Origin of the sequence: Amycolatopsis thailandensis (assembly GCF_042723255.1) — a bacterium.
GTDB lineage: Bacteria > Actinomycetota > Actinomycetes > Mycobacteriales > Pseudonocardiaceae > Amycolatopsis > Amycolatopsis thailandensis.
Genome location: NZ_JBHXJK010000133.1, coordinates 1 through 22,535, shown reverse-complemented (window position 1 = coordinate 22,535; position 22,535 = coordinate 1). Strand labels below are relative to the sequence as shown.

22 protein-coding genes are annotated in these 22,535 nt (G+C 69.1%); 10 read left to right on the top strand and 12 right to left on the bottom strand.

Annotated elements, in window-relative coordinates; all coding sequences use genetic code 11:
- The first annotated feature begins 213 nt into the window (after positions 1 to 213).
- Positions 214 to 771: a dihydrofolate reductase family protein gene (locus ACFWMR_RS35145; protein ID WP_378381505.1), complete on the top strand. Its 558-nt coding sequence runs from the start codon at positions 214 to 216 to the stop codon at positions 769 to 771.
- 37 nt (positions 772 to 808) lie between these two features.
- On the opposite strand, the gene ACFWMR_RS35140 is transcribed toward ACFWMR_RS35145, so the two are convergent.
- Genes ACFWMR_RS35140 through ACFWMR_RS35125 form a run of 4 tightly spaced genes read right to left on the bottom strand, consistent with a single transcriptional unit; the run spans position 809 to position 6,026 of the window.
- Positions 809 to 1,372, bottom strand: coding sequence for a GTP-binding protein (locus ACFWMR_RS35140; RefSeq protein ID WP_020637517.1), 564 nt, complete (start codon positions 1,370 to 1,372; stop codon positions 809 to 811).
- A gap of 28 nt (positions 1,373 to 1,400) precedes the next feature.
- On the bottom strand, positions 1,401 to 2,147 hold the full coding sequence (locus ACFWMR_RS35135; protein WP_378381504.1) for a DUF742 domain-containing protein: 747 nt from the start codon (positions 2,145 to 2,147) through the stop codon (positions 1,401 to 1,403).
- 7 nt (positions 2,148 to 2,154) lie between these two features.
- Complete coding sequence (locus tag ACFWMR_RS35130) at positions 2,155 to 2,607, bottom strand: roadblock/LC7 domain-containing protein (protein WP_005166055.1); 453 nt, start codon at positions 2,605 to 2,607, stop codon at positions 2,155 to 2,157.
- Positions 2,604 to 6,026, bottom strand: coding sequence for a sensor histidine kinase (locus ACFWMR_RS35125; protein ID WP_378381506.1), 3,423 nt, complete (start codon positions 6,024 to 6,026; stop codon positions 2,604 to 2,606). The genes ACFWMR_RS35130 and ACFWMR_RS35125 overlap by 4 nt, the downstream gene beginning before the upstream one ends.
- A gap of 972 nt (positions 6,027 to 6,998) precedes the next feature.
- Here ACFWMR_RS35125 and ACFWMR_RS35120 point away from each other — a divergent pair.
- Entirely contained in the window at positions 6,999 to 7,421 is a 423-nt protein-coding gene (locus ACFWMR_RS35120) for a DUF485 domain-containing protein (protein WP_093938432.1), read from the top strand.
- Positions 7,418 to 8,989, top strand: coding sequence for a solute symporter family protein (locus ACFWMR_RS35115; protein WP_093938433.1), 1,572 nt, complete (start codon positions 7,418 to 7,420; stop codon positions 8,987 to 8,989). Before ACFWMR_RS35120 ends, ACFWMR_RS35115 begins: the two co-directional genes overlap by 4 nt.
- 57 nt (positions 8,990 to 9,046) lie before the next feature.
- Here the strand turns inward: ACFWMR_RS35115 and ACFWMR_RS35110 are convergent, their stop codons facing one another.
- Positions 9,047 to 9,616 (bottom strand): TetR/AcrR family transcriptional regulator, encoded by a 570-nt coding sequence (locus tag ACFWMR_RS35110; protein ID WP_378381503.1) that lies wholly within the window; start codon positions 9,614 to 9,616, stop codon positions 9,047 to 9,049.
- A 137-nt stretch (positions 9,617 to 9,753) separates the two neighbouring features.
- On the opposite strand from ACFWMR_RS35110, the gene ACFWMR_RS35105 reads away from it, so the two are divergent.
- Positions 9,754 to 11,175, top strand: coding sequence for an MFS transporter (locus ACFWMR_RS35105; protein WP_378381502.1), 1,422 nt, complete (start codon positions 9,754 to 9,756; stop codon positions 11,173 to 11,175).
- Here the strand turns inward: ACFWMR_RS35105 and ACFWMR_RS35100 are convergent.
- The 5 genes from ACFWMR_RS35100 to ACFWMR_RS35080 form a co-directional block, all read right to left on the bottom strand.
- On the bottom strand, positions 11,172 to 11,525 hold the full coding sequence (locus tag ACFWMR_RS35100) for a DUF3817 domain-containing protein (protein ID WP_005166062.1): 354 nt from the start codon (positions 11,523 to 11,525) through the stop codon (positions 11,172 to 11,174). The genes ACFWMR_RS35105 and ACFWMR_RS35100 overlap by 4 nt on opposite strands.
- Positions 11,526 to 11,548: 23 nt before the next feature.
- Positions 11,549 to 11,920 (bottom strand): hypothetical protein, encoded by a 372-nt coding sequence (locus ACFWMR_RS35095; protein ID WP_378381501.1) that lies wholly within the window; start codon positions 11,918 to 11,920, stop codon positions 11,549 to 11,551.
- Between the two features lie 189 nt (positions 11,921 to 12,109).
- Positions 12,110 to 12,994 carry a lytic transglycosylase domain-containing protein gene (locus tag ACFWMR_RS35090; protein WP_378381500.1) on the bottom strand — a complete coding sequence of 295 codons (885 nt, stop codon included), beginning with the start codon at positions 12,992 to 12,994 and terminating at the stop codon, positions 12,110 to 12,112.
- A 131-nt stretch (positions 12,995 to 13,125) separates the two neighbouring features.
- Positions 13,126 to 13,608: a transcriptional regulator gene (locus tag ACFWMR_RS35085; protein WP_093938437.1), complete on the bottom strand. Its 483-nt coding sequence runs from the start codon at positions 13,606 to 13,608 to the stop codon at positions 13,126 to 13,128.
- Between the two features lie 353 nt (positions 13,609 to 13,961).
- Positions 13,962 to 14,102, bottom strand: a complete 141-nt coding sequence (locus ACFWMR_RS35080; RefSeq protein ID WP_167406391.1) for a hypothetical protein — start codon at positions 14,100 to 14,102, stop codon at positions 13,962 to 13,964.
- A gap of 147 nt (positions 14,103 to 14,249) precedes the next feature.
- Here ACFWMR_RS35080 and ACFWMR_RS35075 point away from each other — a divergent pair, with 147 nt between their 5' ends.
- Entirely contained in the window at positions 14,250 to 15,035 is a 786-nt protein-coding gene (locus ACFWMR_RS35075; RefSeq protein ID WP_378381499.1) for a crotonase/enoyl-CoA hydratase family protein, read from the top strand.
- A gap of 10 nt (positions 15,036 to 15,045) precedes the next feature.
- Positions 15,046 to 15,570 carry a GNAT family N-acetyltransferase gene (locus ACFWMR_RS35070; RefSeq protein ID WP_378381498.1) on the top strand — a complete coding sequence of 175 codons (525 nt, stop codon included), beginning with the start codon at positions 15,046 to 15,048 and terminating at the stop codon, positions 15,568 to 15,570.
- Between the two features lie 74 nt (positions 15,571 to 15,644).
- Here ACFWMR_RS35070 and ACFWMR_RS35065 read toward each other — a convergent pair whose 3' ends face one another.
- On the bottom strand, positions 15,645 to 16,787 hold the full coding sequence (locus ACFWMR_RS35065) for a CaiB/BaiF CoA transferase family protein (RefSeq protein ID WP_378381497.1): 1,143 nt from the start codon (positions 16,785 to 16,787) through the stop codon (positions 15,645 to 15,647).
- A 31-nt stretch (positions 16,788 to 16,818) separates the two neighbouring features.
- Positions 16,819 to 17,970, bottom strand: a complete 1,152-nt coding sequence (locus ACFWMR_RS35060) for an acyl-CoA dehydrogenase family protein (RefSeq protein WP_378278724.1) — start codon at positions 17,968 to 17,970, stop codon at positions 16,819 to 16,821.
- Positions 17,971 to 18,074: 104 nt separating this feature from the next.
- Here ACFWMR_RS35060 and ACFWMR_RS35055 point away from each other — a divergent pair, with 104 nt between their 5' ends.
- The 4 genes from ACFWMR_RS35055 (at position 18,075) to ACFWMR_RS35040 (ending at position 22,274) form a co-directional block, all read left to right on the top strand.
- Positions 18,075 to 18,689, top strand: coding sequence for a TetR/AcrR family transcriptional regulator (locus ACFWMR_RS35055; protein ID WP_208636113.1), 615 nt, complete (start codon positions 18,075 to 18,077; stop codon positions 18,687 to 18,689).
- Between the two features lie 9 nt (positions 18,690 to 18,698).
- Positions 18,699 to 19,625 (top strand): hypothetical protein, encoded by a 927-nt coding sequence (locus ACFWMR_RS35050; protein WP_378381496.1) that lies wholly within the window; start codon positions 18,699 to 18,701, stop codon positions 19,623 to 19,625.
- 103 nt (positions 19,626 to 19,728) lie between these two features.
- Positions 19,729 to 20,547, top strand: coding sequence for a hypothetical protein (locus tag ACFWMR_RS35045; RefSeq protein ID WP_378381494.1), 819 nt, complete (start codon positions 19,729 to 19,731; stop codon positions 20,545 to 20,547).
- Between the two features lie 116 nt (positions 20,548 to 20,663).
- A complete protein-coding gene (locus tag ACFWMR_RS35040; protein ID WP_378381493.1) occupies positions 20,664 to 22,274 on the top strand; it encodes a succinic semialdehyde dehydrogenase in 1,611 nt (536 codons plus the stop codon).
- Positions 22,275 to 22,535: the final 261 nt, after the last annotated feature.

Below are 22,535 nucleotides of genomic sequence, written 5' to 3'. Positions count from 1 at the left end.
GGATGCGGTCCGTGACGGCCAGCCGGACTGTCCGTGAAGGCCTCCTTGAGGGACTCTGGGTCCCTCAAGGAGGCCTTCACGGAATGCCGTGCCGTGAAACCCGCCGCATTTAGTCCTCTGAATGTGCGAAGGGCGTGTCGAGAACGCCGCCGCCGCTCCGACCCCAGGTGTCCGGCGCCCGGGAAGCGGGCGCCACACCGAAGGGAACAACCCATGCGCAAGCTCGTCTACTTCGTCCACACCTCGGTCGACGGCAACATCGAAGGCCCGAACGGCGAGTTCGACTGGCCCGAGATGGGTCCCGAACTGTCCGGCCACTCGAAGGAACTGGCCGACCGCTCGGACACCTTCGTCTACGGGCGGCGCGTCTGGGAGATGATGGCGTCGTTCTGGCCGGAGGCCGAGAAGCACTCGACCCACCCGCACGTCCTGGATTTCGCGCCGATCTGGCGGGGGACGAAGAAGATCGTCGTCTCCCGGACACTGGAAAAGGCGGATTGGGACACGGAGGTCGTCAACGGCGACCTCGCCGAGCGGATGACCGAACTCAAGGCGAGGCCGGGCAAGGATCTGCTGCTCACCGGCGGGACCGAACTGGCCACCGCGTGCACCCACCACGGTCTGATCGACGAGTTCCACGTCGTCGTGCACCCGGTGGTGCTCGGTGGCGGGAAGCAGGTGCTCGCGGGCGGTGCCCGGGCGAACCTGCGGTTGACCGGCACCCGCACGATGGACGGGCGCGCGGTCCTGCTGACCTACGAAAAGGCGTGAAACCGGGGCGGCAGCCCCTACGCTGCCGCCGTCGGGATCACCTCGAGTTGCTCGCGCGCAACGCGATCCACTGCCGCATCGCGTACTCGACCAGGGTGATCAGCGTCTGCTTCGTCGACTCCCGCTCCCGCGCGTCGCACCGGACGATCGGGATGTTGGGGTCGATGGACAGCGCTTCACGCACGTCGTTGATGTCGTGTTCGAGGATGCCGTCGAAGGTGTTGACCCCGACGATGTAGGGCAGGCCCCGGTCCTCGAAGAAGTCGATCGGCGCGAACGAGTCGGCCAGCCGTCGCGTGTCGGCCAGCACCACGGCGCCGATCGCGCCGCGGACGAGGTCGTCCCACATGAACCAGAACCGCTGCTGCCCGGGCGTGCCGAACAGGTAGAGGATCAGGTCCGCGTCCAGGGACACCCGGCCGAAGTCCATCGCGACCGTGGTGGTCGACTTGTTGGGCGTCTGGTCGAGGTTGTCGATCCCCCGACTGGCGTCGGTCATCATCGCCTCGGTGGTGAGCGGGACGATCTCCGACACCGACCCGACGAAGGTCGTCTTGCCCGCACCGAAGCCACCCGCCACGACGATCTTCGCGGATGTCATGGTCGGGGGCGCGGTGTCCCGCGGTGCCTTAAAGCCGACGGAGTCCACTCAAAACCCTTTCCATCAACACCAGATGTGCCTCGGCGCCGTCATTGCCCGAAATCGTCTTGTGCACGCTGACCAGTCCCGCGTCCGCCGCGTCGCTGATCAGCACGCGTGCCACACCCAGCGGTACACGCAGGGTCGCCGCGATCTCGGCGACCGAACGCGGGGTCCGGCACTCCTCGATGATCGAAATGCATTCGATCTGGTCCGCGGCCACCGCGGGAAGGCTACCCGCCGCTACGTGGTCCTTGGTGGAGATGAGGGTCTCCAGCTCGAGAGCGTAGTTCGCCTTGGTCCGGCCGCCGGTGAGGGCATAGGGACGGACTATCGCCGTCTCTTCGAGCGGCGACGGCGCCTGCTCGAAGACGGCGGGCATGATGAACTCGCCACTGGGTGGACCCGGGTCGAAAAGACCACCTGGTCTCGGCCCGACGGCGCCTGCGCCGCTGTCGGGTGGAGAGGCAAGTGAGGTCACGCGGTCTCCTTGATCGGTCGGCTGCGGGACTGCCGATTCCCCGGCGGTGTGTGCTCCGCTCACCGGGAAATCCTCGGACTGCTTGTTCTTCTTGCGCTTCCGACGACCACGGCCCGAATCCAGGGTGAAGCCGTTCAAGACGTCGGCGAAGGTGCCGTCGTCCCGTGAACCGGCAGCATGGGCAGCCCCCGGGTACGGAGGCTGGTGTTCACCCGTCCCCGGCGGGTCGCCGAAGGATCCGGATCCGGTGCTCATCGGGACATCATCCCACCGGTTCGCCGATCAGCGACCCACCGGCGCCCTGCAATTGTGCGCGGAGTTCCGGAGTGAGTATCTGACCGACGCGATCGACGAGCATCGTCATCTCGTAGGCGACCTGTCCGATGTCGCAGTTCGGGGCGGCGAGGATGGCCAGGCACGAGCCGTCGCTGATGGACATCAGCACCATGATGCCGAGTTCCATCTCGACGACGGTCTCGTTGACAGCGCCCGCTTCGAAGCAGCGCGCGGCGCCCTGGGTCAGGCTCACCAGGCCGGACGCGACGGCGGCCAGCTGGTCGGCGCGGTCCAGCGGGAGCCTGCTGGACGCGGTGAGCAGGAGGCCGTCCGCCGACACGACCACGGCGTGCGCCACTCCGGGTACCCGCTCGGCGAAGTCATTGACCAGCCACCCGAACTGGTTCTGCTGGGGCTGGGCCGGGTTCGGCGAGGTCATTCACCCTCCAGGGTTTCGTGGTTGCCTTCGGTCGCCTGGGCTGTGTGGTGCCGTCCGCGCTGGATGCCCTGCTGGAAGCTGCTCAGGCGACCGCGCACGTCGTGCGCGTCTCGCTGTGGTCGGGGGGTGACCGCCCCGGCGGGGGGTCCCGCGCTGCCCGGGAGCAGTTGCTCCCCGCGACGGCGCCTGGGTAATCCTGCCGAAGTCATCCTCGAGGGCACAGACTGGGACACCGCTTGGGCGGCTTTCCAGCCTTCGTCGGAGCCGAAGTTCCAGGCATCGGTCTCCTCGACAGCGGAGACCGGTTCCGGTTCCGGGGGCGCTGCCTGCGGTTTCTTCTCCGGTTTCCGGCTCGGCAACGCGGCCGGCGACGCAGCCGGACGCGCGGCCGTCTCCACCGAATCCACCGGCTCCGCCGGCTCCACGGCCTTCGCGGGAGCCGGCTCCGGCGTCGTGTCCGGCTGGGTGGCGGGGAGCTGCGCGGTGGCCGGAGCGGCCTTGTCCGCCGCTTCCTTGCGGCCCCGTTTGACGCCCTGCTGGAAGCTGCTCAGCCTGCCACGCACGTTCGCCGGGTCGCGGACCGGCAGGTCCGATTTGGCGGCGGGTTCGGCGGCCGGGACCGACGACGCCGCACTGCCCGGCAGCAGCTGCTCACCCTTGCGGCGGCGCGGCAACCCGGCCTGGGTGAACGTCGACGGCGCGTGCTGGGAAACCTCCTGGACCGTGCGGAAAGCCTTGTCACTGGCGAAGTCCCAGTTGCGGGCTTCCTGCTCGGCGGCGGAACCGGCTTCGTCGGCGGGCTCGGCCGTCCTCTTCTCTTCGGGTTCCTTCTTTCCCGGCTTCTCCTTGGCCGAGGGTTTGGCCGCGGGCTTGTCCGGAGCGGGCGAACGGAACCACGCCGAGAGCATCTCGTCGAAGATCGGCGTCGTCTCCGACGCGGTGGGCGCCGGCGAGGCGGCCGGGGGCGGTGTGGTCGCCTGGCTCCACCATTCGCTCAGCGTCGTGCTGTTCTTGGCCTCGAACAGTTCCTTGCCGCTGGGCAGCTCGTCTTCGGACGCGGCCGGCGCGGACGCGGCGGGCTTCGCCGTCTCCTCGGCGACCGGCTCGGGCTCGGCGGCGGGCTCCGGCTCGGGCTGACGCGGCTGCGGCGCCGGAGGCGGTGTCGTCTCGTCCCTGGGGATCGGGCTGAACAGCGCCGTTCCCGAAATCTCCACAGTGGACGGCGGCCGTGGCTCCTGGGTCTGGCTGTGCCCGTTCACCCCGGGTTTGGTGTGACCGGCCAGATCGTTGGCCGACGGCCACCGCTCGCCGCCCTGCGGCGGGACACTCGGCATCCCCGGTCGCGAACCGTTCGTCGCGGGGCGCTGGCGGCGCGGCAGGCCACCCGGCTGCTGCGGCGGCAGCGGCGCGAGGCGCTGGGTGATCGGGCCGGTGGCGGGACCGGGGTCTCCCCCGGCGGGCACCATGACGAGGTCCGCGGGGACCGAGACGGTGGCGCGCACACCGACGATGTCCTTGCCACCGTGCAGCGAAACGTTGATGCGGTGCCTGCTCGCCAGCCGCCCGACCACGAACAGGCCCATCCGGCGCGAGGTGGTGAGGTCGACGTTGGGGGCCTCGGTGAGCCGGGCGTTGGCCTCGGCGACCTCGGCCTCGTTCATCCCGATGCCCTTGTCCAGGATGTCGATGCCGAACGAGCCGTCTTCGACGAGCCGGGTCGCGACGGTCACCTGGGTTTCCGGGGCGGAGAACGCGGTCGCGTTGTCCAGCAGTTCGGCGATCAGGCGCATCAGGTCGTTGGCCGCGTACCCGACCAGCCGCACCGGCGGCGGGTTCTGCACGGTGACCCGCTGGTACTGCTCGATCTCGGACACCGCCGCGCGGACCACGTCGGTGGCGGAGACCGGCTGGCCGGACCGCCTGCCCGGCTCGGCGCCGGAGAGGACCATCAGGTTCTCGTTGTTGCGGCGCATGCGGGTGGCGAGGTGGTCGAGCTGGAACAGCGTGGCGAGCTGGTCGGCGTCCTCCTCGTCGCGCTCCAGCCGCTCGATCAGCTGAAGCTGCCGCTGCACGAGACTCTGGCTGCGGCGCGAGAGGTTGACGAACACGTTGCTGTAGCCGGTGCGCATCGAGGCCTGCTCGGTCGCCAGGCGCAGCGCCTGGTGGTGCACCTTGTCGAAGGCCCTGGCGACCTCGCCGATCTCGTCGTCGCTGCCGACCGGGACCGGCTGGACGTCGGTGCCCTGCGACCGTCCTTCCTGGATGTTGCGGACGGCGTCGGGCAGCTGCTTCTCGGCGACGTCGAGAGCGCTGGCGCGCAACACTTTCAGCGAGCGCAGCAGCTGGCGGGTGATGAGGAAGACGACCGCGACGGCGAGCACCATCGCGCCGAACAGCAGGACCGCGAGCAGACCCGCGCCGCTGCTGGCGTCGTCGACCAGTTCCGCCGACACCGTGCTCGTCTCGCCGCCGAACTTGTTCGCGACTTCGCCGACCTTGGTGATCACGGCGGTCGAGGCGTCGGTCCAGCCCTGCGCGGACAAGGTCCGGAACGCTTGGGTGGAAGAGGTTCCTTGTTCGCCGAGGGCGGTCTTCGCGAGCCTGTCGCGGTTCTCCATCGCGCTGTCGGTGACGGCGGCGCCGAACTCCTGGCGCTGCTGTTCCGAAGCGGCGGCCTTGAAGTCGGTGAAACGGTCGGCCAGCCGCAGTTCGGCGGTGCGCAGCTGGTCGAGTTCGCTCGGCGCGAGGCTCGACCGGGCGATGCCGAAGGAGACCAGCGCCTGACTGAGCGACAGCTGTTCCTTCATCACGGCGAGGTCGTGCAGCGCGGCGGGGGTACCGCCGAGGACGTTTTCGCTGGCGCCGGCGGACAACGCGGTGTCGAGGGCGAGCAGCGCGGTGGTGACGTCGGTGTACTCGCCGATCGCCTGGACGGGGTCGAGCTGCCCGGCGGAGGCCCGCTGCCGGATGTCGGCCAGCTTGGCCAGCTGGTCGGCCGCGGCGTCCCGTGCCTGGCGGAGCGACGGCTCGTTCTCGACGGCCCTGGACGCGGCGGCCACGTACAGCGGGATGGCGGTGTCGACGTCGGCGCGGGCCGAACCGAGTTCGAGGGTCCCGCCGACGGTGCCGGCGGTCAGCCCGGCGGCGGACTGGGTGCGTTCGCGGCCGAGCCCGTCGGCGAGGGTGCGGATCTGCCCGCTCAGCGCGACGAGGCGGTCCAGCCGCTGGTAGCCGTCGGAACGGCCGACCTGGCCCGCGATGGTGGCGATACCCAGTGCGAGCGCGATGAGGATCGGCACCAGCGTCACCGCCGACAGCTTCACCGGCAGGCTCCAGTCCCGCCAGCGCACGAGCGCACGCCAGCCGGTGGCCCACCGAGATGGCCGGGGGGTGCGTCCCAGCAGCTCCCCGACCGGCACTTGGCCTTCTCCTGCAACGGTCACGTAGGTGACTCCCTGTCCGGCGTCCTGGCACGGTCTGAGGCGTCCGTTCCCGCGAGGTACCTGCCTGCGGAGAACTCGGCCCCGGCCTGACCACGTGATCGATCGCGACGCGAGGGACCCTGTCCGGCGATCCGGGTGTCCCCAGGAACACCGGTCCGCTCCGGGAGGTCTTGCACCTGCACGTGCAGGTCGCAACCTGCGAAGTGCATGGTCGTCGAGATCAACTTTTCTTTGCCAATCGATCACTGCGGGTCAGCCGGGCCAAAGAATCGTACACCAATCCGGGTGCCGTCAATTCCGTTCGGCACACGGGGGCTGACCTGGGAAAAGTGTGCACCCGAACGATGTACAAGGCCCGAAATCCGTCTTCGCGTCACAAACGAGGGAATTCCGGTTACAAGTTGCACCGATACACAGGGTGCCCTCATCACCCGATCAGCCTACGTACGGTAGCCACGTCGCCCGGTCGAACTACTTTCCGTGCCCCCAATGGGTGGGTCAAGCCCAAATATGTGCCCGATGTTGTGGCCTTGCCGCTCAGGCCGTCAGGTTGTCGCCCGACATGGTGATTTCTTTCAGGACGCCCGGTGAACCGGGGGATCTTCCCCGGTCCGGGCCGGCGGGCACCGTATCGAAGCGTGCCATGACCGGGAAGCGAAACTACGATCTGTCACCGAAATGAGGGACACAGCGTGGTCATCGTCCATCGTTTGCCGCAGTGGGCCGTTCGGGCGACGACCGCGCGTGACAATCCGCCTCACTATTACGAGTGAGAAAGCCGGATCATTTCGACCGAAACGAATTCCGGGAACACTATTCCGACGCGAAAGCGAATACCCGCTCCCACTCCCGTGGAAGCGGGGTCGCCTATTCAGAGCGCGTGAAGCCGCAGTTAGTATGTGCGCTCTCGTACCGCGCCACGGATGCAAGCAAGCCCCGGAGGAACCCATGCCCGACGTCGCGCGTCCTTACGCGGCGAGCAACGCCCTGGAGGACACCGGGCAGATGCCCGCGCTGTTCGTCCGCGAGCGCAAGCCCGCTCCCCCGCCGCCGCGCAGCACCGGCCCGGACTTCGACCGGATCCAGCACGGCAAGGAGTTCGTCTCGCTGCGCAAGACCTTCCGGCGGTTCGTGTTCCCGATGAGCCTGCTGTTCTTCGCCTGGTACATGATGTTCGTGCTGCTGGCGGCCTACGCCCACGACTTCATGAGCCGGAAGGTGTGGGGCGAGGTCAACGTCGGCATCCTGCTCGGCCTCGGCCAGTTCGCCAGCACGATCCTGATCACGATCGCCTACCTGCGGTTCGCCAGGAAGCGGCTCGACCCCAAGGTCGAACAGTTGCGGGCCTCGGTCGAGGCGGGTGAGCGATGATCCCCGACAACAACCCGGTCCTGAACATCGCGGTGTTCGCCCTGTTCGTCGCGATCACCCTGTATGTGGTGTATCGCGTCAGCACGCGCAATTCGTCCACTTCGGACTACTACGCGGCGGGCAGCGCCTTCACCGGGCGGCAGAACGGCATCGCGCTGTCGGGCGACTTCCTCTCGGCGGCGTCGTTCCTCGGTATCGCCGGGGCCATCGCGATCCACGGCTACGACGGCTTCCTGTACTCGATCGGGTTCCTCGTCGCCTGGATGGTCGACCTGCTGCTGATCGCCGAACTGCTGCGCAACACCGGCCGGTTCACCATGGGCGACGTGCTGAGCTTCCGGATGAAGCAGCGCCCGGTCCGCGCCGCGGCCGCGACGTCGACGCTGGTGATCTCCTTCTTCTACATGCTCGCGCAGATGGCGGGCGCCGGCGGGCTGGTGGCCCTGCTGCTGGACATCCACGGCGGCGTCGGCCAGGCGCTGGTGATCGGCGTCGTCGGCGTCGTCATGGTGCTGTACGTGCTGGTCGGCGGGATGAAGGGCACCACGTGGGTGCAGATCATCAAGGCGACCATCCTGCTGCTGACCGGCGCGCTGATCACCGTGTTCCTGTTCGGCAAGTTCGGCTTCAGCTTCTCGAACCTGCTCTCGGCCGCCGCCGACAACAGCCCGCTCGGCGACGAACTGCTGCAGCCGGGCGGTTCGTACGGCAAGAGCGAGGTCACGAAACTCGACTTCGTCTCGCTGGCACTCGCGCTGGTCCTCGGCGCCGCCGCGCTCCCGCACGTGCTGATGCGCTTCTACACGGTGCCGAATTCGCGCGAGGCGCGGCGTTCGGTGGTGTGGGCGACCGCGTGCATGACCGTCTTCTACCTCTGCACCCTGGTCATCGGCTTCGGCGCGGCCGCGCTGGTCGGCCCGGAGACGATCAAGAACGCGCCGGGCGGGGAGAACTCGGCGGCGCCGCTGCTCGCGCTGAACATCGGCGGCACCCTGCTGCTCGGCATCGTCTCGGCGGTGGCCTTCGCGACCATCCTCGCCGTCGTCGCCGGGCTGACGATCACCGCGTCGGCCTCGTTCGCGCACGACGTCTACGCCAACATCTTCAAACGTGGCAAGGCGGAACCGGCCGCGGAGGTCCGGGTCGCCCGGCTGACCGCGGTCGCCGTCGGGGCGCTCGCGATCGTGGGCGGCATCCTCGCGAACGGGCAGAACATCGCGTTCCTGGTGGCGCTGGCGTTCGCTGTCGCGGCATCGGCGAATCTCTCGACGCTGCTGTACTCGCTGTTCTGGAAGCGGTTCAACACCACCGGCACCCTGTGGGGCATCTACGGCGGACTGATCGCGAGCCTGGTGCTCGTGTTCTTCTCGCCGGTGATGTCCGGGGCCGCGGACTCGATCGTCAAGAGCGTCGACTTCCACTGGTTCCCGCTGAAGAACCCGGGCCTGGTGTCGATCCCGTTCTCGTTCCTGTGCGGGTTCGTGGGCACCTTCGTCGGCCGGTCGAAGGCCGATCCGGTCAAGCACGCGGAGATGGAGGTCCGGTCCCTGACCGGGATCGGCTCCTGACCTCCTGAAGTGTCATGAGGGGTCCCCATAGGACACTTTTCGTCCTATGGGGACCCCTCATGACGTCCGGAGGCCGTCCAGCACGATGGTCAGGAGCCGCGTCGTGTCCTCCCCCGAGGCCTTGCTCGCCGCCGAGCCCAGCCCGTGCCCGAGCCGCAGGATGTCGGGACCGGTGACGTCGGGCCGGATCGTGCCCTCGTCCTGAGCCGCCTTCACGATCGTGTCGGCCGCGTCGTGCAGCCGCGCCCGGCACCAGCCGAAGACCTCGGACCCGGCGTCGACGGACGCCTTGAGCGTCATCGCGAGCCCGTGCTTCTCGACCACGTAGACGACGTGCGTGGCCAGCCACGTCTCGAGCGCCTTCCCCGGCGGCAACTCTTCGAGCAGGTCGTAGGCCTGCTGTGCCAGCCCGTCGATCTCGTCGCGGTAGACGGCCTCGATCAGCTTGTCGCGCGTCGGGAAGTGCCGGTACAACGTGCCCGCGCCGACACCGGCGCGTTTGGCGATGTCGTCGGCGGGCACGTCCACGCCATCGGCGGTGAACGCCTCCTTCGCCACGGCCACGATGCGCTCGTAGTTGCGCCGGGCGTCCGCGCGCATGGGGCGGGCCGGATCGGCCGTGACCATCTGCACCTCCTCGGGCGACGAAAACGGAGACGTTCTCCGAATTCACTTGCGTAAGCGGAGAGACTCTCCATATCATCGCTCACGACCTCAAGTGGAGAGTCTCTCCGCTTCATCTCGTTACGTCTTTGGAGTATTCCTTGACCGAACGAACCCTGCGTACCGAGCCTAGGCCGGAGACGGCCGGGGCCCCACCAACTCCCCACCGGCTGGTCCTCCCGATCGTCCTGACCTGCCAGCTCATGCTCATCCTCGACGCGACGGTGATGAACGTCGCGCTCCCCCGCATCCAGTCCGAACTCGGCTTCACCGACACCGGCCTGTCCTGGGTGATGACGGCGTACAGCCTCGTCTTCGGCGGCTTGCTGCTGCTCGGCGGCCGGGCGGGCGACCTGTTCGGCCGTCGCCGGATGTTCGTCGTCGGCGCGGCCGTGTTCACCGCCGCCTCCCTGCTCGGCGGCCTCGCCGGTTCGGCGGAGACGCTGATCGCGGCCCGCGTCGCGCAAGGCGTCGGCGCCGCGCTCGCCGGGCCGAGCACCCTGGCGCTGATCACCAGCACGTTCACCGAAGCCAAGGCCAGGGTGCGGGCGCTGGCGCTGTTCTCGGCGATGTCCAGTGGCGGTTTCGCGATCGGCCTGCTGCTCGGCGGGCTGCTGACCGAATGGATCTCGTGGCGCGCGGCGCTGTACATCAACGTCCCGTTCGGGCTCGCGATCGTCCTGCTCACCCCGAGGTACGTCGCCGATCCTCCGCGCCGGCGCGCCCGGCTGGACCTGCCTGGCGCGTTCACCGGCACCTTCGGCGTCGGCTCGCTCGTGTTCGCCTTCACCCACGCCGCTTCCGACGGCTGGGGCGACACGATCACCCTCGGCGCCCTCGCCGCCGGACTCGCGCTGCTGGCCGCGTTCGTCACCATCGAGACCAAGGTGAGCGAACCGCTGATCCCGCTGCGCCTGTTCGCCGAACGCGACCGGGCCGCAGCCTACGTCAACTTCTTCCTCGGGCCGATGGCCATGATGTCGATGTTCTTCTTTTTGACCCAGTTCCTGCAGGACATCGCGGGTTTCGCCGCGCTGGAGACCGGGTTCGCGTTCCTGCCGATGGCGGTCTGCATGTTCGGGCTCAGCAGGCTGATCCCGAAACTGCTCCCCCGGTTCGGGCCGAAACCGCTCGCCCTGACCGGGACCGCGCTGATGACCGGCGGGGTCGTCTGGCTGACCACGCTCACCACCGACAGCGGGTACTTCTCGCATCTGCTCGGGCCGATGGTGCTGATGGGCGTCGGCGCGGGGCTGGCGTTCTCCCCGCTCAGCGTGATCATCATGGCGACGGTGCCCACCGACGACGCGGGGGCCGCGGGCGGGGCGCTTCAGACGTTGCAGCAGGTCGGGGCGACGCTGGGGCTGGCGATCCTGATCACCGTGTTCGGCGCGGTGACACGGACGCCGTCGGGGAGCCCGGCGGAGACCACGGTCGACGGGATGACCGCGGCCTTCACCGCGGCCGCGGTGGTGACGGCGGTGTCGTTCCTGGTGGCGACGACCTTCCGGCGCCGGGCCTAGAGCTTCGCGCCCGCCTGGACCTTGTGCGTGACCTTGCGCTCCATCACGAAGGAGAAGAACGGGATGCAGCCGGCGATCAGCACGAGAAGGGTGCCTTTCATCGACCAGCGGGCCTTGATCGCGAGGTCGACCGCGAGCAGCAGGTAGATCAGGTAGAGCCCGCCGTGGACCATGGGGATCATCTTCACGAACTGGGGAAGTTCCACGCGGAAGACGTACTGCAGCAGCATCTCGACGACCAGTCCGAGCAGGGCCACACCGGTGGCGTACGCCGCGACGCGGAACCGGATCAGCGGTCCGCCCAGCGAGACCGGGCGGGCCGGGGCGGCGTCGTCAGTTCGGGTGGTCATAGGGTCTCGAACCTCTCTGGGGACTACTTGTCGCGGGCGTTGAGTTCGCGCAGGTACTGGTTGTAGGCGGCGAGCTCGTCGTCCTCGGGCGGCAGCGGTGCCGGGGCGCGCCGCTGCCGGGGCGTCGGCACCTCGGGGACGGCGGTCTCGGCCACCGTCTCCTGGGCGTCGGCCTCGGCGGCACGGCGACGGAGTTTGCGGATCCGCCAGAACATGAAGGCGGGGAACAGCCCGAACAGCGGCCACTGCAGGACGTAGCCGAGGTTCTGGAAGGTCCCGCTGGCCGAGGAGAACCGCTCCCACTGCCACCAGGCGAGCCCGCAGCACAGCGCCAGGCTCACCAGGCAGACGCCGGCGATGCCGAGACGGCGCAGGGCGACGGACGATGCGGGCACGCATCGACGCTAGCACTGGGCGCGCGGCGAAAGTTCGGCGACCGGGCCGGTCGGGACCTTGGTCCCGACTGCTCCGGGAGCGGCGCCGGTGCCTTCCCCGCATGTCATGAAAGGGGCTTTCAAGACGAAAAATGTCCTGAAAGCCCCTTTCATGACACATCCGGGCGCCGTCACAACGACCCGCGAAGGTCACTTGGTCGCGGCCACAGCCTTCGCGTAGTCGTCCGCCAGCCCGAAGACCTTCTGCGCGTACTCGGTCGAGTTGTTGTACGACAGGATCCCCTGCCACCACCCCGAGGCGGCCGACATGTCGCGGTTGTTCACGCACAGGTAGCGCGCCGCCGCCAGCGAAGCGTCGTCGATCTGCTGCGGGTCGCCGACGCCGTCGCGGTTGCCGTCGGCGGCGTAGCGGCGCCAGGTGCTGGGGATGAACTGCATGGGGCCGACCGCGCGGTCGACGGCCGGGTCCCCGTCGAACTGGCCGCCGTCGGTGTCGCCGATGGCCTTCACGCCGGGCGACCCGTCGAGCGGGACGCCGATGATCGGCTTCGACGGCCGACCGTCCTGCCCGAGGACGGCGCCGCCGTACTGACCGTGGTTCGACTCGATCCGGCCGATGCCCGCCAGGGTGGCCCACGAGATCTTGCAGTTCGGCTGCATCTGGCGCATCGCCAGTTCGGCGTTGCCGTAGGCGAGCAGCGCCCGGGCGGGGATGTTGGTGGCCTGCGCCGCTCGTTCGGACCAGGTGGCCAGCGGGTCCTTGCCGGGTTTCGGCTGCGCCTGCTGCGGCGTGGTCTGCTGGGTGCCGCCACCCGCGAGGGTGGCGTTCACCGGGGCGACCGAGCCGGGTTTGACGTCCGCCGCCTTGACCTGCAGCGCGGGGATCTCCATCGTCGTGGGGCTCGCGACCGGCGCGGACGCCTTGGTCACCAGCCAGATCCCACCCCCGGCGAGGCCGAGCACGGCCAGCACGATCACCAGCCTGCCGACTATGGCGGCGCCCGCCCCGCGACGTGGCGGAGCGGGCGTGGCCGGGTCGGCGACGAGCTCGTCGTTTTCCGGGGTGGTGCGCACGAAGCGGGTCCTCCAGCGTGGGCGGCGATCACGACCGATGCTCGAACAACGAGCCCGCGCAGGTTAGCGTTACGCGGTCGCCGAGATCGCCCTTGCCACGCCGGTTCACCCGCGCGTGCGAGAAGTTCTCATCAGGCGGACTTCTGCTGCCTCGCCAGTCGCGCGACGCACCAGGCCGGGGCGCTGCCGCGGCGAAGGTGCTGCAAGACGGTCATCGGGCCGAGACGGCGGCCCAGGTCGGCGGGCGTGAGCCCGGCCGCGCGGTAGTCGAGGGCGCGCTGGTCGAGCGGGCTGATGCCGGCGTCCCACCAGGCTTCGGCCTCGGAGACCCCGCCGACCATCTGCCACCAGCCGGCGGCTGCGACGAGCAAATCACGCGGGACGTCGGGAAGCCTGCTGCTCATGGCGTCGACGTAGCCGGGGTCGGCGGCCTCGACCGGGGCCCAGCGCGACTGGCCGGACTGCTGGCGCTGACCAGGGATACCTGGAGCTTGACGCGGCGCGTCGGCGAGCCACGCGGACGCGATCCTGTCCGTTTCCTGCTCTTCGGGGGTTTGCTCACGCTCGGCCGCCCACTGCCGGATCAACGCATCGACTCCGGGATCTCCGGTCATCCCTGCCTCCTCATGATTCCCCGACTGACAAGTCCTGACTTACTTGCCCGGCTGAAAGTTTCCGCTGCCTTGGGGCTTGCACCTGCGGAAACGCATCACCAGGAGGCCGGCTCCGGCGCCTGGAGGACCAACCGATCACGCAATGTGAGCACCGTAGGGGCGCGGAGGTCTTTTCCGCCAGAGCTTCCAGGGCACGAATTCGTCGACCAGCGGGTTTTCGGGGGCAATCCACCCGGATGGTCGAGTCGTTCGACCGAAATCGGAGGCGAGTGACGCTGAGTGATAACCGCAGGTGAATGCGCACAGTGATCACCGGCGTCACCAGGGACACCGGTCGACGTGGCGAGCAGGGGTCAGGAGAAGAGGCTCCGGACGAACGTCACGATGGCTTCGGCACCGGACCGGAGCCAGCCGAGCGCGGTGTGGACGGCGTCGGCGGACTGAGTCGGCTTGCTGATCAGAAAGAAGAGCACGAGCGCGACTACCGCGATCACAACGAATTTCTTCAGGCCGGGCGACATGGCTCCATCCCATCACACCGTAGTGTCCAGACGATGACTCCGCGCGCACTGCGGACTTTGTCACCACTTTAAGGAAAACCGGGCCTCATTGCCCACCAGGTTTCCCCGAGGGAGTGCACGATGCGCGAAAACGTTCTCGTCCACCGGGAAGGACCGGTGACGACGATCACGCTGAACCGGCCCGGCGCCCGCAACGCGGTGGACGGGCCGACCGCGGCCGCGCTGGCGGACGCGTTCCGTGCCTTCGACGCCGACGAGGAGGCCGCGGTCGCCGTCCTCACCGGTTCGGGTGACGCCTTCTGCGCCGGAGCCGACCTGAAGGCCGTCGGGACCGACCGCTCGAACGCCCTCACCCCCTCGGGTGACGGGCCGATGGGGCCGACGCGGATGGAGCTGTCGAAGCCGGTGATCGCCGCCGTCCGCGGGCACGCCGTCGCGGGCGGCCTGGAGCTGGCGCTGTGGTGCGATCTGCGCGTCGTGGACAGCACGGCCGTCTTCGGTGTGTTCTGCCGCCGCTGGGGTGTCCCCCTGATCGACGGCGGCACGGTGCGCCTCCCCCGGCTGATCGGGCATTCACGGGCGATGGACCTGATCCTCACCGGCCGCCCGGTCGACGCCGTCGAGGCGCTCGCGATCGGCCTGGCGAACCGGGTCGTACCCGACGGCGAGGCGCTGGCGGCCGCGCAAGCCCTGGCGCGTGACCTGGCCGCGTTCCCGCAAGCCTGCCTGCGCGCGGACCGGAAGTCGGCGTACGGCCAGTACGGGCACACCGAGGAAGAGGCCATGCGAACCGAGTTCTCGAACGCGCTGATCGGCGGCGGGCTCGCCGAGGAAGCCGTCGAAGGCGCCGGCCGGTTCAGCGACGGCGCGGGGCGTCACGGCAGCTTCGGCGCCTCGCGCCCCTAATCTCTGTCGGATGACCGAAACCGGAGTCGCGCTCAGACCGGTGTCCGAAGCAGACCTGACGATGCTCGAAGCGCTCACGAACGATCCCCAGGCCGCGGGCACGTTCGAGTGGCACGGCTGGCACGACCCGCACTTCCTGCGCCGCCGCTGGGCCGAAACCGGCATGCTCGCGGCCGACAACGGGATGCTGATGATCGAGCTCGACGGGCGGCGGCTCGGTTTCGTCTCGTGGCACAAGACCCGGAGCGGGGCGACGTCGTACTGCTGGAACGCCGGCCTCGTGCTCATCCCCGAGGCACGCGGGCACGGCCACGGCACCGAGGCCCAGCGGCTGCTGGTCCGCTACCTCTTCGCGCACACGCAGATGAATCGGGTCGAGGCGTCGACGGAGACGGGAAACGTCGCCGAGCAGCGCTCCCTGGCGAAGGCGGGCTTCACCAGGGAGGGCGTGCTGCGCGGCTACGGGTTCCGGAACGGGTCCTGGCGCGACCACATCCTCTATTCGATGCTGCGGTCCGACCTGGACGTGGGCTGAAAGCGTCCTTCACCGCATGACACGCGGTGAAGGACGCTTTCGTCGCGTCTCATGCGGGGAAAGTCCCCTTCGGCTCACACGATGGCGCCCGCGGCCCTGAGCCGCTCGATCCCGTCGGCGTCCACGCCGAGTTCCGCGAGGACGTCGGCGGTGTCGCCACCCTTGGGCCGCGGCGGTTCCGGCGTCTGGGCGGGCGTGCGGTCGAACCTCGGCGCGGGAGCGGGCTGCTTCATGCCACCGACGTCGACGAACGTCCCACGCGCGACGTTGTGCGGATGCGACGGCGCCTCCAAGGGGGAGAGCACCGCCGTCAGACACGCGTCGGTGCCCTCGGCCTTCGCGACCAGTTCGTCGCGGGTGTGCTTCGCGACGGCCTCGGCGACGATCTTGCGCAGCTTCGGCCACTCGTTCTTGTCGACGTGGACCGGGGTCTCCTCGGGATCGAGGCCGAGCACCTTCACCAGGTCGCCCCAGAACCGCATCTCGATCGCGCCGATGGCGACGTACTTGCCGTCGGCGGTCTCGTAGGTGTCGTAGAACGGCGCGCCGCCGTCGAGCATGTTCTCGCCACGCCCGCCGGGCCAGAGCCCGGAGTCCAGCATCCCGTGCAGGCTGGTGGTCAACAGGGCCGCGCCGTCCACCATGGACGCGTCGACCACCTGCCCCTTGCCCGACGACGTGCGTTCGTACAGCGCGGCCAGCACACCCATCGCGAGCAGGAGGCCACCGCCGCCGAAGTCGCCGACGAGGTTGAGCGGCACCACCGGCCGCTGCCCGGCGTGCCCGATGGGTTCGAGCGCGCCGGAGATGCCGATGTAGTTGATGTCGTGCCCGGCGACGGTCGCCAGCGGGCCGTCCTGGCCGTAGCCGGTCATCCGGCCGTAGACCAGCCGCGGATTGCGGGCGTGGACCTGTGCCGGTCCGATGCCCATCCGCTCGGCGACGCCGGGACGGAAACCCTCGATGAGCACGTCGGCGTCGTCGGCGAGTTTCAGCACCAGCTCGACCCCCTCGGGGGTCTTGGTGTTGATCCCGATCGACCGCCTGCCCCGGGCGAGCGGATCGTTCGGGAAGCCGATGACGTCGTTGCCCGGTGTCGCCCGGTCGATCCGGACGACCTCCGCGCCGAGATCGGCGAGGATCGTGCAGGCGAACGGCGCCGGGGCGAGCCCGGCCAGTTCGACGACCTTGAGCCCGCTCAGCGGCCCAGCCTTCATCGCCACGTCCTTTCCTGATACGGCAACGGTTTCACAGCGTGCGGGAGATGATTTCCTTCATGATCTCGCTGGTGCCGCCGAAGATCCGGGAGATCCGGATGTCGGCCCACGCGCGCGCGATCGGGTACTCGGTCATGTAGCCGTAGCCGCCGAAGAGCTGGAGGCAGTCGTCGACGACCTTGTTGACCCGTTCGGTGGTCCACAGCTTCGCCATCGCCGCGCCCTGCACGTCGAGTTCCTTGCGCAGATGCCGTTCGATGCACTGGTCGAGGTACGCGCGGGACACCGCCGCCTCGGTCGCGGCTTCGGCGAGCTTGAACTTCGTGTTCTGGAAGTTGTAGATCGGACGGCCGAACGCCTGCCGGTCCTTGGTGTAGGCGATGGTCTGGTCGATCGCGGCCTCCATCCCGGCGACCGCGGTGACGGCGATGATCAGCCGTTCCTGCGGCAGCTGCTGCATGAGCTGGATGAAGCCGAGACCTTCCTGGTCACCGAGGAGGTTGGCGACGGGAACGCGGACGTCGTCGAAGTTCAGCTCCGCGGTGTCCTGGCCCTTGAGCCCGATCTTGTCGAGGACGCGGCCCCGGCTGAAGCCCGGGGTGTCGGTCTCGACGGCGATCAGCGAGACGCCCTGCGCGCCCGCGTCCGGGTCGGTCTTCACCGCGACGACGACGAGGTCGGCGTGGAAACCGTTGGTGATGAACGTCTTCGCGCCGTTGATCACGTAGTGGTCGCCGTCGCGGACCGCGCGGGTCTTGATGTTCTGCAGGTCCGAACCGGTGCCGGGCTCGGTCATCGCGACGGCGCCGACCATCTCGCCGGAGGCGAACTTCGGCAGCCACGCCTTCTTCTGCTCCTCGTTGGCGTACTCCAGCAGGTAGTGCGCGACGATTCCATTGTGGACGGTGACGCCCCAGGCGCTGTCGCCGGACCGGGCCTGCTCTTCGTAGAGCACGGCCTCGTGGGCGAACGTGCCGCCGCCACCGCCGTACTCCTCCGGGATGGACAGGGCCAGCAGACCGACTTCGCCCGCCTTCGTCCACAGCTCGCGGTCGACCTTCTTCTCGGCCGCCCAGCGCTCCTGGTTCGGCGCGAGTTCCTTCTGGCAGAAGGTCCGGGCGAGGTCCCGGAGGTCTTCGAGCTCCGTCGTGCTCCACGAACTCTTCTGGATCTGCAAGGGCACGGCCTACGCCTCCTGATCGGACCTGGAAAACATGACGCTTAGGATGTAAGTTCCATTCGGAATGTACATCCGTACCGAGCTGCACGTAAAGGGGGTCAGGTCCGGTGAGCGTGCTCGGCAGGACCCACCGCACCCAGGCCGAACGGCGGGAGCAGACCCGCACCGCCCTGCTCGACGCGACCATCGACTGCCTGGTCGACCTCGGTTACGCGCGTACCTCGGTGCAGGAGATCTGTGCCCGTGCCGGCGTCTCCAAAGGCGCCGTGCAGCACCACTTCTCCGCGAAGGCTGAGCTCATGGCGGCCGCCGTCGAGCATCTGACGGAGAAGCTGCGCGGACGGCTCGCGACGTCGATCACGGCGCTCCCCGGTGGTTCCTCGGGGGTGGCGGCGGCGATCGACCTGCTGTGGGAGGGCTATTCGGGCACGCTGTCGACGGCCGCCACGGAATTGTGGGTCGCGGCGCGCACCGACCCCGAACTCCGCGAGGCGATCCGCCCGGTCGACAAGGCACTGGGCCGCTCGACACTGGAGCACATCACCGCGGTCGCCGGGGACCTGCCGAAAGACCGCGCGGAGATCCTGTTCTGGCTGACCGTGAACCTCACCCGGGGACTGGCGCTGGACGCCGAACTCGGCGGCGATCCGAAGCGGCGCCGGCAATTGCTCGACGAATGGAAGCGCGTCGCGGTGATGCTTTACGAGGACGCTTCCCCGTAGGCTTCGACGATGGGGAGATCGACGGCGTTCGCCGTACTGACCGCGGCCGTTCTCGTACTCACCGGATGCGCGGCCGCGCCGCCGCCCGCTCCGGCACCTCAGCCTTCGAGCCCTCTGACGCTGCGCGAAGCGCTCGGCGATCCCACGACCGTGGACTTCTGCGGCCTGCTGGACCTGCCCGATCTCGACAACGCGCTTCCGCTGGAGTCCAGGCCCGCACCGAGCATGGGCTCCTGCTCGTTCCGGACCAAGAACGCGCTGATCAGCTTCGGTTTCCCTGAGGACCGGGCGAAGGAACGCCTGGCGGACGCCACCCCGGTCGCCCGGCAGGACCTGACCCGTGACCTGCGGGTGGTCCGCACGGACCTCGAGGGCCAGCCCATCCTGCACCTCGTTTTCACCGACGACTCCTCGATCCGGGTCGGCACGTTCTTCACCTCGCCCGGAAGCGCTTCCGAGGCGCTCACCGCGGCGACGAAAACCCTGGAAGGCGCCGTCCGCTCGCTCGTGGCGGGCAAACAGGCGGCGCATCTCGGCTACCGCGAAAACTCCTTGGCACGGCTGGACGCCTGCTCCGCCTTGTGGTCCGACGCCGAGGTCTCCGCCCGGCTGGGCACCACGGTCGCCGGGAAGGGCGATCTGTCCCGGCACCGGTGCCTTTGGGGCGAGCAGGCGGCCGACCGGCTCGTCCGGCTGGAGTTCGGCCTCGGCCCGCGCCCGAAGGCCGCGGCGGGCGTTCGAGAAGAGACGCTGGGCGGGCGCGAGTCCTTCGTCCAAGAGATTTCCGGCGGCTGCACGGTGCGGACGAGCCACATCGAGGGGCCGGGCGCGAACCGGAACCAGGTCGAGCACGCTCTTCTCGCCGTACAGGCGCCGAATGCGTGCGATGTCGCCAGGGAATTGGCGAATGTCGCCTGGCCGAAGCTGCCCGCGTAGCACGCGCGCAAGCGGTTGACCAGAGCACAGGTGACACTTATCTCGTCGACCGATCCGTGGTGGAATTCCTTGCTGGACAACAAAACCGGCGGAGGAGCCGACCATGAGCGCGCCGCAGCAGCAGCCGTACCAGCCGAATGGCCCGTTCGGCGCAATGCAGCCCGTCCAAACTCCCGTCGCGGCGCCACGACCGCCGTCCGACGCCCGGCTCCCCCGGTTGTTCGCCGCGATGATGGGGGTTTTCGCCGGACTCCTGGTACTGGTCGCGACCTTTCTTCCGCAGTCGACGTACGAACAACTCTCCGAAGGCAAGGCGGTGTCGAAGTTCGCGGAGACCGGCTGGACACGGAGCTTCGACATCGAGCCGTCGGCGGAGGAGAAGGAGTTCTACGACAAGACCCATGTCGCCCGCTACGGCATCCCGCTGTCCGCCGCCGCGCTGACCTTGTTCGCCGGGGCCGCGGTGGGCTTCGCCTCGTACCGGCGCGGTTCCACCTCACCCGCCGCGACGACGTCGAGGACGTTGCTGATCGCCGGCGGGGCGGGGACGGCGATCGGCGTCTGGATGCTCGGTATGGACATCTCGGCGAGCCTGAGCTTCGGACAGGACACCGGTCGTTTCGTCTCGCGTTATGGGACCGGGAGCGGGTTCTGGATCCTGCTCGCCGGCGGGCTCGTGGCGTTGCTCACCATCGGGCTGGCGATCGTGGCCAACCGGCGTGAACCGGCGGTGCCCCAGCAGGCTCCTTACCCGGCCACCTTCACCCCTTACCCGCCCGGGGTCCCCCAGCAGCAGTATCCGCCGCAACCGCAGGCCTACGAGCCGCCGCCACCGCCGACGCCGCCCGCGGGTTCCGCGTTGCAGCAGCAGGACATCCTGCGCCCATCCCCGGACAATCCCCCGCAACCCGGCAATATGTGAAACTTATTCATATCAGCGGTGGACAGTCTCCATACCGGCGGTATGCTGTACTCGTCGGTAACACCTGGGCTCTGCGTGGCGCCTCCCGGCTCCGCGCGGCATGGAACGGAGACGGCATGACGAGCACGACACCGGCGAACGCGAGCCACATCGAAGGACCGTCCACCATCGGCGGTGTCCCCGGCGCCCCGGCCGTGGCGAGGGCGGAACGGCTTGTGCGGCGGGTCGTGGGTGGCGCGGATTCGGCGCCGGTACAGATGCGCGCCCCCTTCACCGGGCAGCCGATCGCGACTCTCCCCCAGGCCACCGACGCCGACGTCCGCGCCGTGTTCGACCAGGCGCGGGAGGCACAGCGCGCGTGGGCCGACCGGCCGGTCGAAGACCGCCAGCGCATTCTGATCCGCCTGCACGACCTGGTGCTGAAGCGGCAGGAAGAGGCGCTCGACCTCGTGCAGATCGAGGCGGGCAAGGCCAGGATGGACGCCTTCGACGAGGTCAGCGCCACCGCGCTCGTGGCCGCCTACTACGGCAAGCACAGCGCGAAGATCCTTTCGCCGCGCCGCGCCGCCGGGCTGATCCCGGTGCTGACGAAGGTCGGCGAACTCAGGCACCCCAAGGGCGTCGTCGGGATCATCTCGCCCTGGAACTACCCCCTCGCGCTGACCGCGATGGACGTCCTGCCCGCGCTCGCGGCGGGCAACGCCGTCGTGCAGAAGCCGGACAACCAGACCGCGCTCTCCGCGCTGTGGCTGCAGGAACTCGCCGAGGAGGCCGGACTGCCTGCCGGCGTCTGGCAGATCGTGCTCGGCCGGGGTTCGAAGATCGGCGACGCGCTGGTCGAGGAGTCGGACTACCTGTGCTTCACCGGATCCACGCCCACGGGCAAGGGCCTGGCCGCGCGGGTGGCGGAGCGGCTGACGAGCTACTCGCTGGAACTCGGCGGCAAGAACCCGATGATCGTGCTGCCCGACGCCGACGTCGCCAAGACCGCCGCGGGCGCGGTGACCGCGTGCTTCTCCTCCGCGGGCCAGCTGTGCGTTTCGGTGGAGCGGATCTACGTCCACGAGTCGATCCGCGAGGAGTTCACGCGGGCCTTCGTCGCGAAGACGGCGGCGCTGCGGCTCGGGGGCGCGCTGGACTACCAGGCGCAGATGGGATCCCTGACCTCGGAAGACCAGCTGGCGACGGTGTCGGCGCATGTCGAGGACGCCCGGTCCAAGGGCGCGAAGGTGCTCACCGGCGGTAAGGCCCGGCCCGACCTCGGCCCGCTGTTCTACGAGCCGACCGTGCTCACCGACGTCACCGAGGACGTCAAGCTGTTCGCCGAGGAGACCTTCGGGCCGGTCGTGTCGATCTACGGCTACACCGACGTCACCGAGGCGATCGAGCGCGCGAACGACACGAAGTTCGGGCTGAACGCGAGTGTGTGGTCGCGCAACGGCCGGGCGGGCTGGGAGGTCGCGGCGCGGCTGAAGGCGGGGACCGTCAACGTCAACGAGGGCTTCGCGGCGACCTTCGGGACCGTGGGACTGCCGATGGGCGGGATGAAGGAGTCCGGTGTCGGGCGGCGCAACGGCGCCGAAGGGCTGCTCAAGTACACCGAGGCCCAGGCGATCGCGGTGCAGCGCGGAATGCCGCTGCGCCCGGGTAAGGGAATCCCGCCGACGCTGTGGGCGAAGAGCCTGAGCATGAGCCTGAAGGCGCTTCGCCGCCTCCCGCGCCGCTGACCCTCGGTTGGTTTCGCGAGCCTGGTCCGTGAAGGCCTCCTTGAGGGACTCTGGGTCCCTCAAGGAGGCCTTCACGGACATCGCGATCGCCGCATATGCACCAGCGGCTGCGCGGGGCGGCGGGTCGTGAGTGGTAAGTGTCGTTAGAACGGACCGTATTTACCTACCCACGCCTGGTGGGCGTGAGTGGTGGTTCCACGGCTGCCGGGCGCGACCAGTGGCAGACGAGTCGACGGGGGGAGGTTACCGGCGGTGGCCCGC

Excerpts from the sequence above, each read along its gene's own strand:
- ACFWMR_RS35145 (WP_378381505.1), top strand. The coding sequence starts at position 214 with ATGCGCAAGCTCGTCTACTTCGTCCACACCTCGGTCGACGGCAACATC.
- ACFWMR_RS35140 (WP_020637517.1), bottom strand. The coding sequence starts at position 1,372 with ATGACATCCGCGAAGATCGTCGTGGCGGGTGGCTTCGGTGCGGGCAAG.
- ACFWMR_RS35135 (WP_378381504.1), bottom strand. The coding sequence starts at position 2,147 with ATGAGCACCGGATCCGGATCCTTCGGCGACCCGCCGGGGACGGGTGAA.
- ACFWMR_RS35130 (WP_005166055.1), bottom strand. The coding sequence starts at position 2,607 with ATGACCTCGCCGAACCCGGCCCAGCCCCAGCAGAACCAGTTCGGGTGG.
- ACFWMR_RS35120 (WP_093938432.1), top strand. The coding sequence starts at position 6,999 with ATGCCCGACGTCGCGCGTCCTTACGCGGCGAGCAACGCCCTGGAGGAC.
- ACFWMR_RS35115 (WP_093938433.1), top strand. The coding sequence starts at position 7,418 with ATGATCCCCGACAACAACCCGGTCCTGAACATCGCGGTGTTCGCCCTG.
- ACFWMR_RS35110 (WP_378381503.1), bottom strand. The coding sequence starts at position 9,616 with ATGGTCACGGCCGATCCGGCCCGCCCCATGCGCGCGGACGCCCGGCGC.
- ACFWMR_RS35100 (WP_005166062.1), bottom strand. The coding sequence starts at position 11,525 with ATGACCACCCGAACTGACGACGCCGCCCCGGCCCGCCCGGTCTCGCTG.
- ACFWMR_RS35085 (WP_093938437.1), bottom strand. The coding sequence starts at position 13,608 with ATGACCGGAGATCCCGGAGTCGATGCGTTGATCCGGCAGTGGGCGGCC.
- ACFWMR_RS35075 (WP_378381499.1), top strand. The coding sequence starts at position 14,250 with ATGCGCGAAAACGTTCTCGTCCACCGGGAAGGACCGGTGACGACGATC.
- ACFWMR_RS35070 (WP_378381498.1), top strand. The coding sequence starts at position 15,046 with ATGACCGAAACCGGAGTCGCGCTCAGACCGGTGTCCGAAGCAGACCTG.
- ACFWMR_RS35065 (WP_378381497.1), bottom strand. The coding sequence starts at position 16,787 with ATGAAGGCTGGGCCGCTGAGCGGGCTCAAGGTCGTCGAACTGGCCGGG.
- ACFWMR_RS35050 (WP_378381496.1), top strand. The coding sequence starts at position 18,699 with ATGGGGAGATCGACGGCGTTCGCCGTACTGACCGCGGCCGTTCTCGTA.
- ACFWMR_RS35045 (WP_378381494.1), top strand. The coding sequence starts at position 19,729 with ATGAGCGCGCCGCAGCAGCAGCCGTACCAGCCGAATGGCCCGTTCGGC.
- ACFWMR_RS35040 (WP_378381493.1), top strand. The coding sequence starts at position 20,664 with ATGACGAGCACGACACCGGCGAACGCGAGCCACATCGAAGGACCGTCC.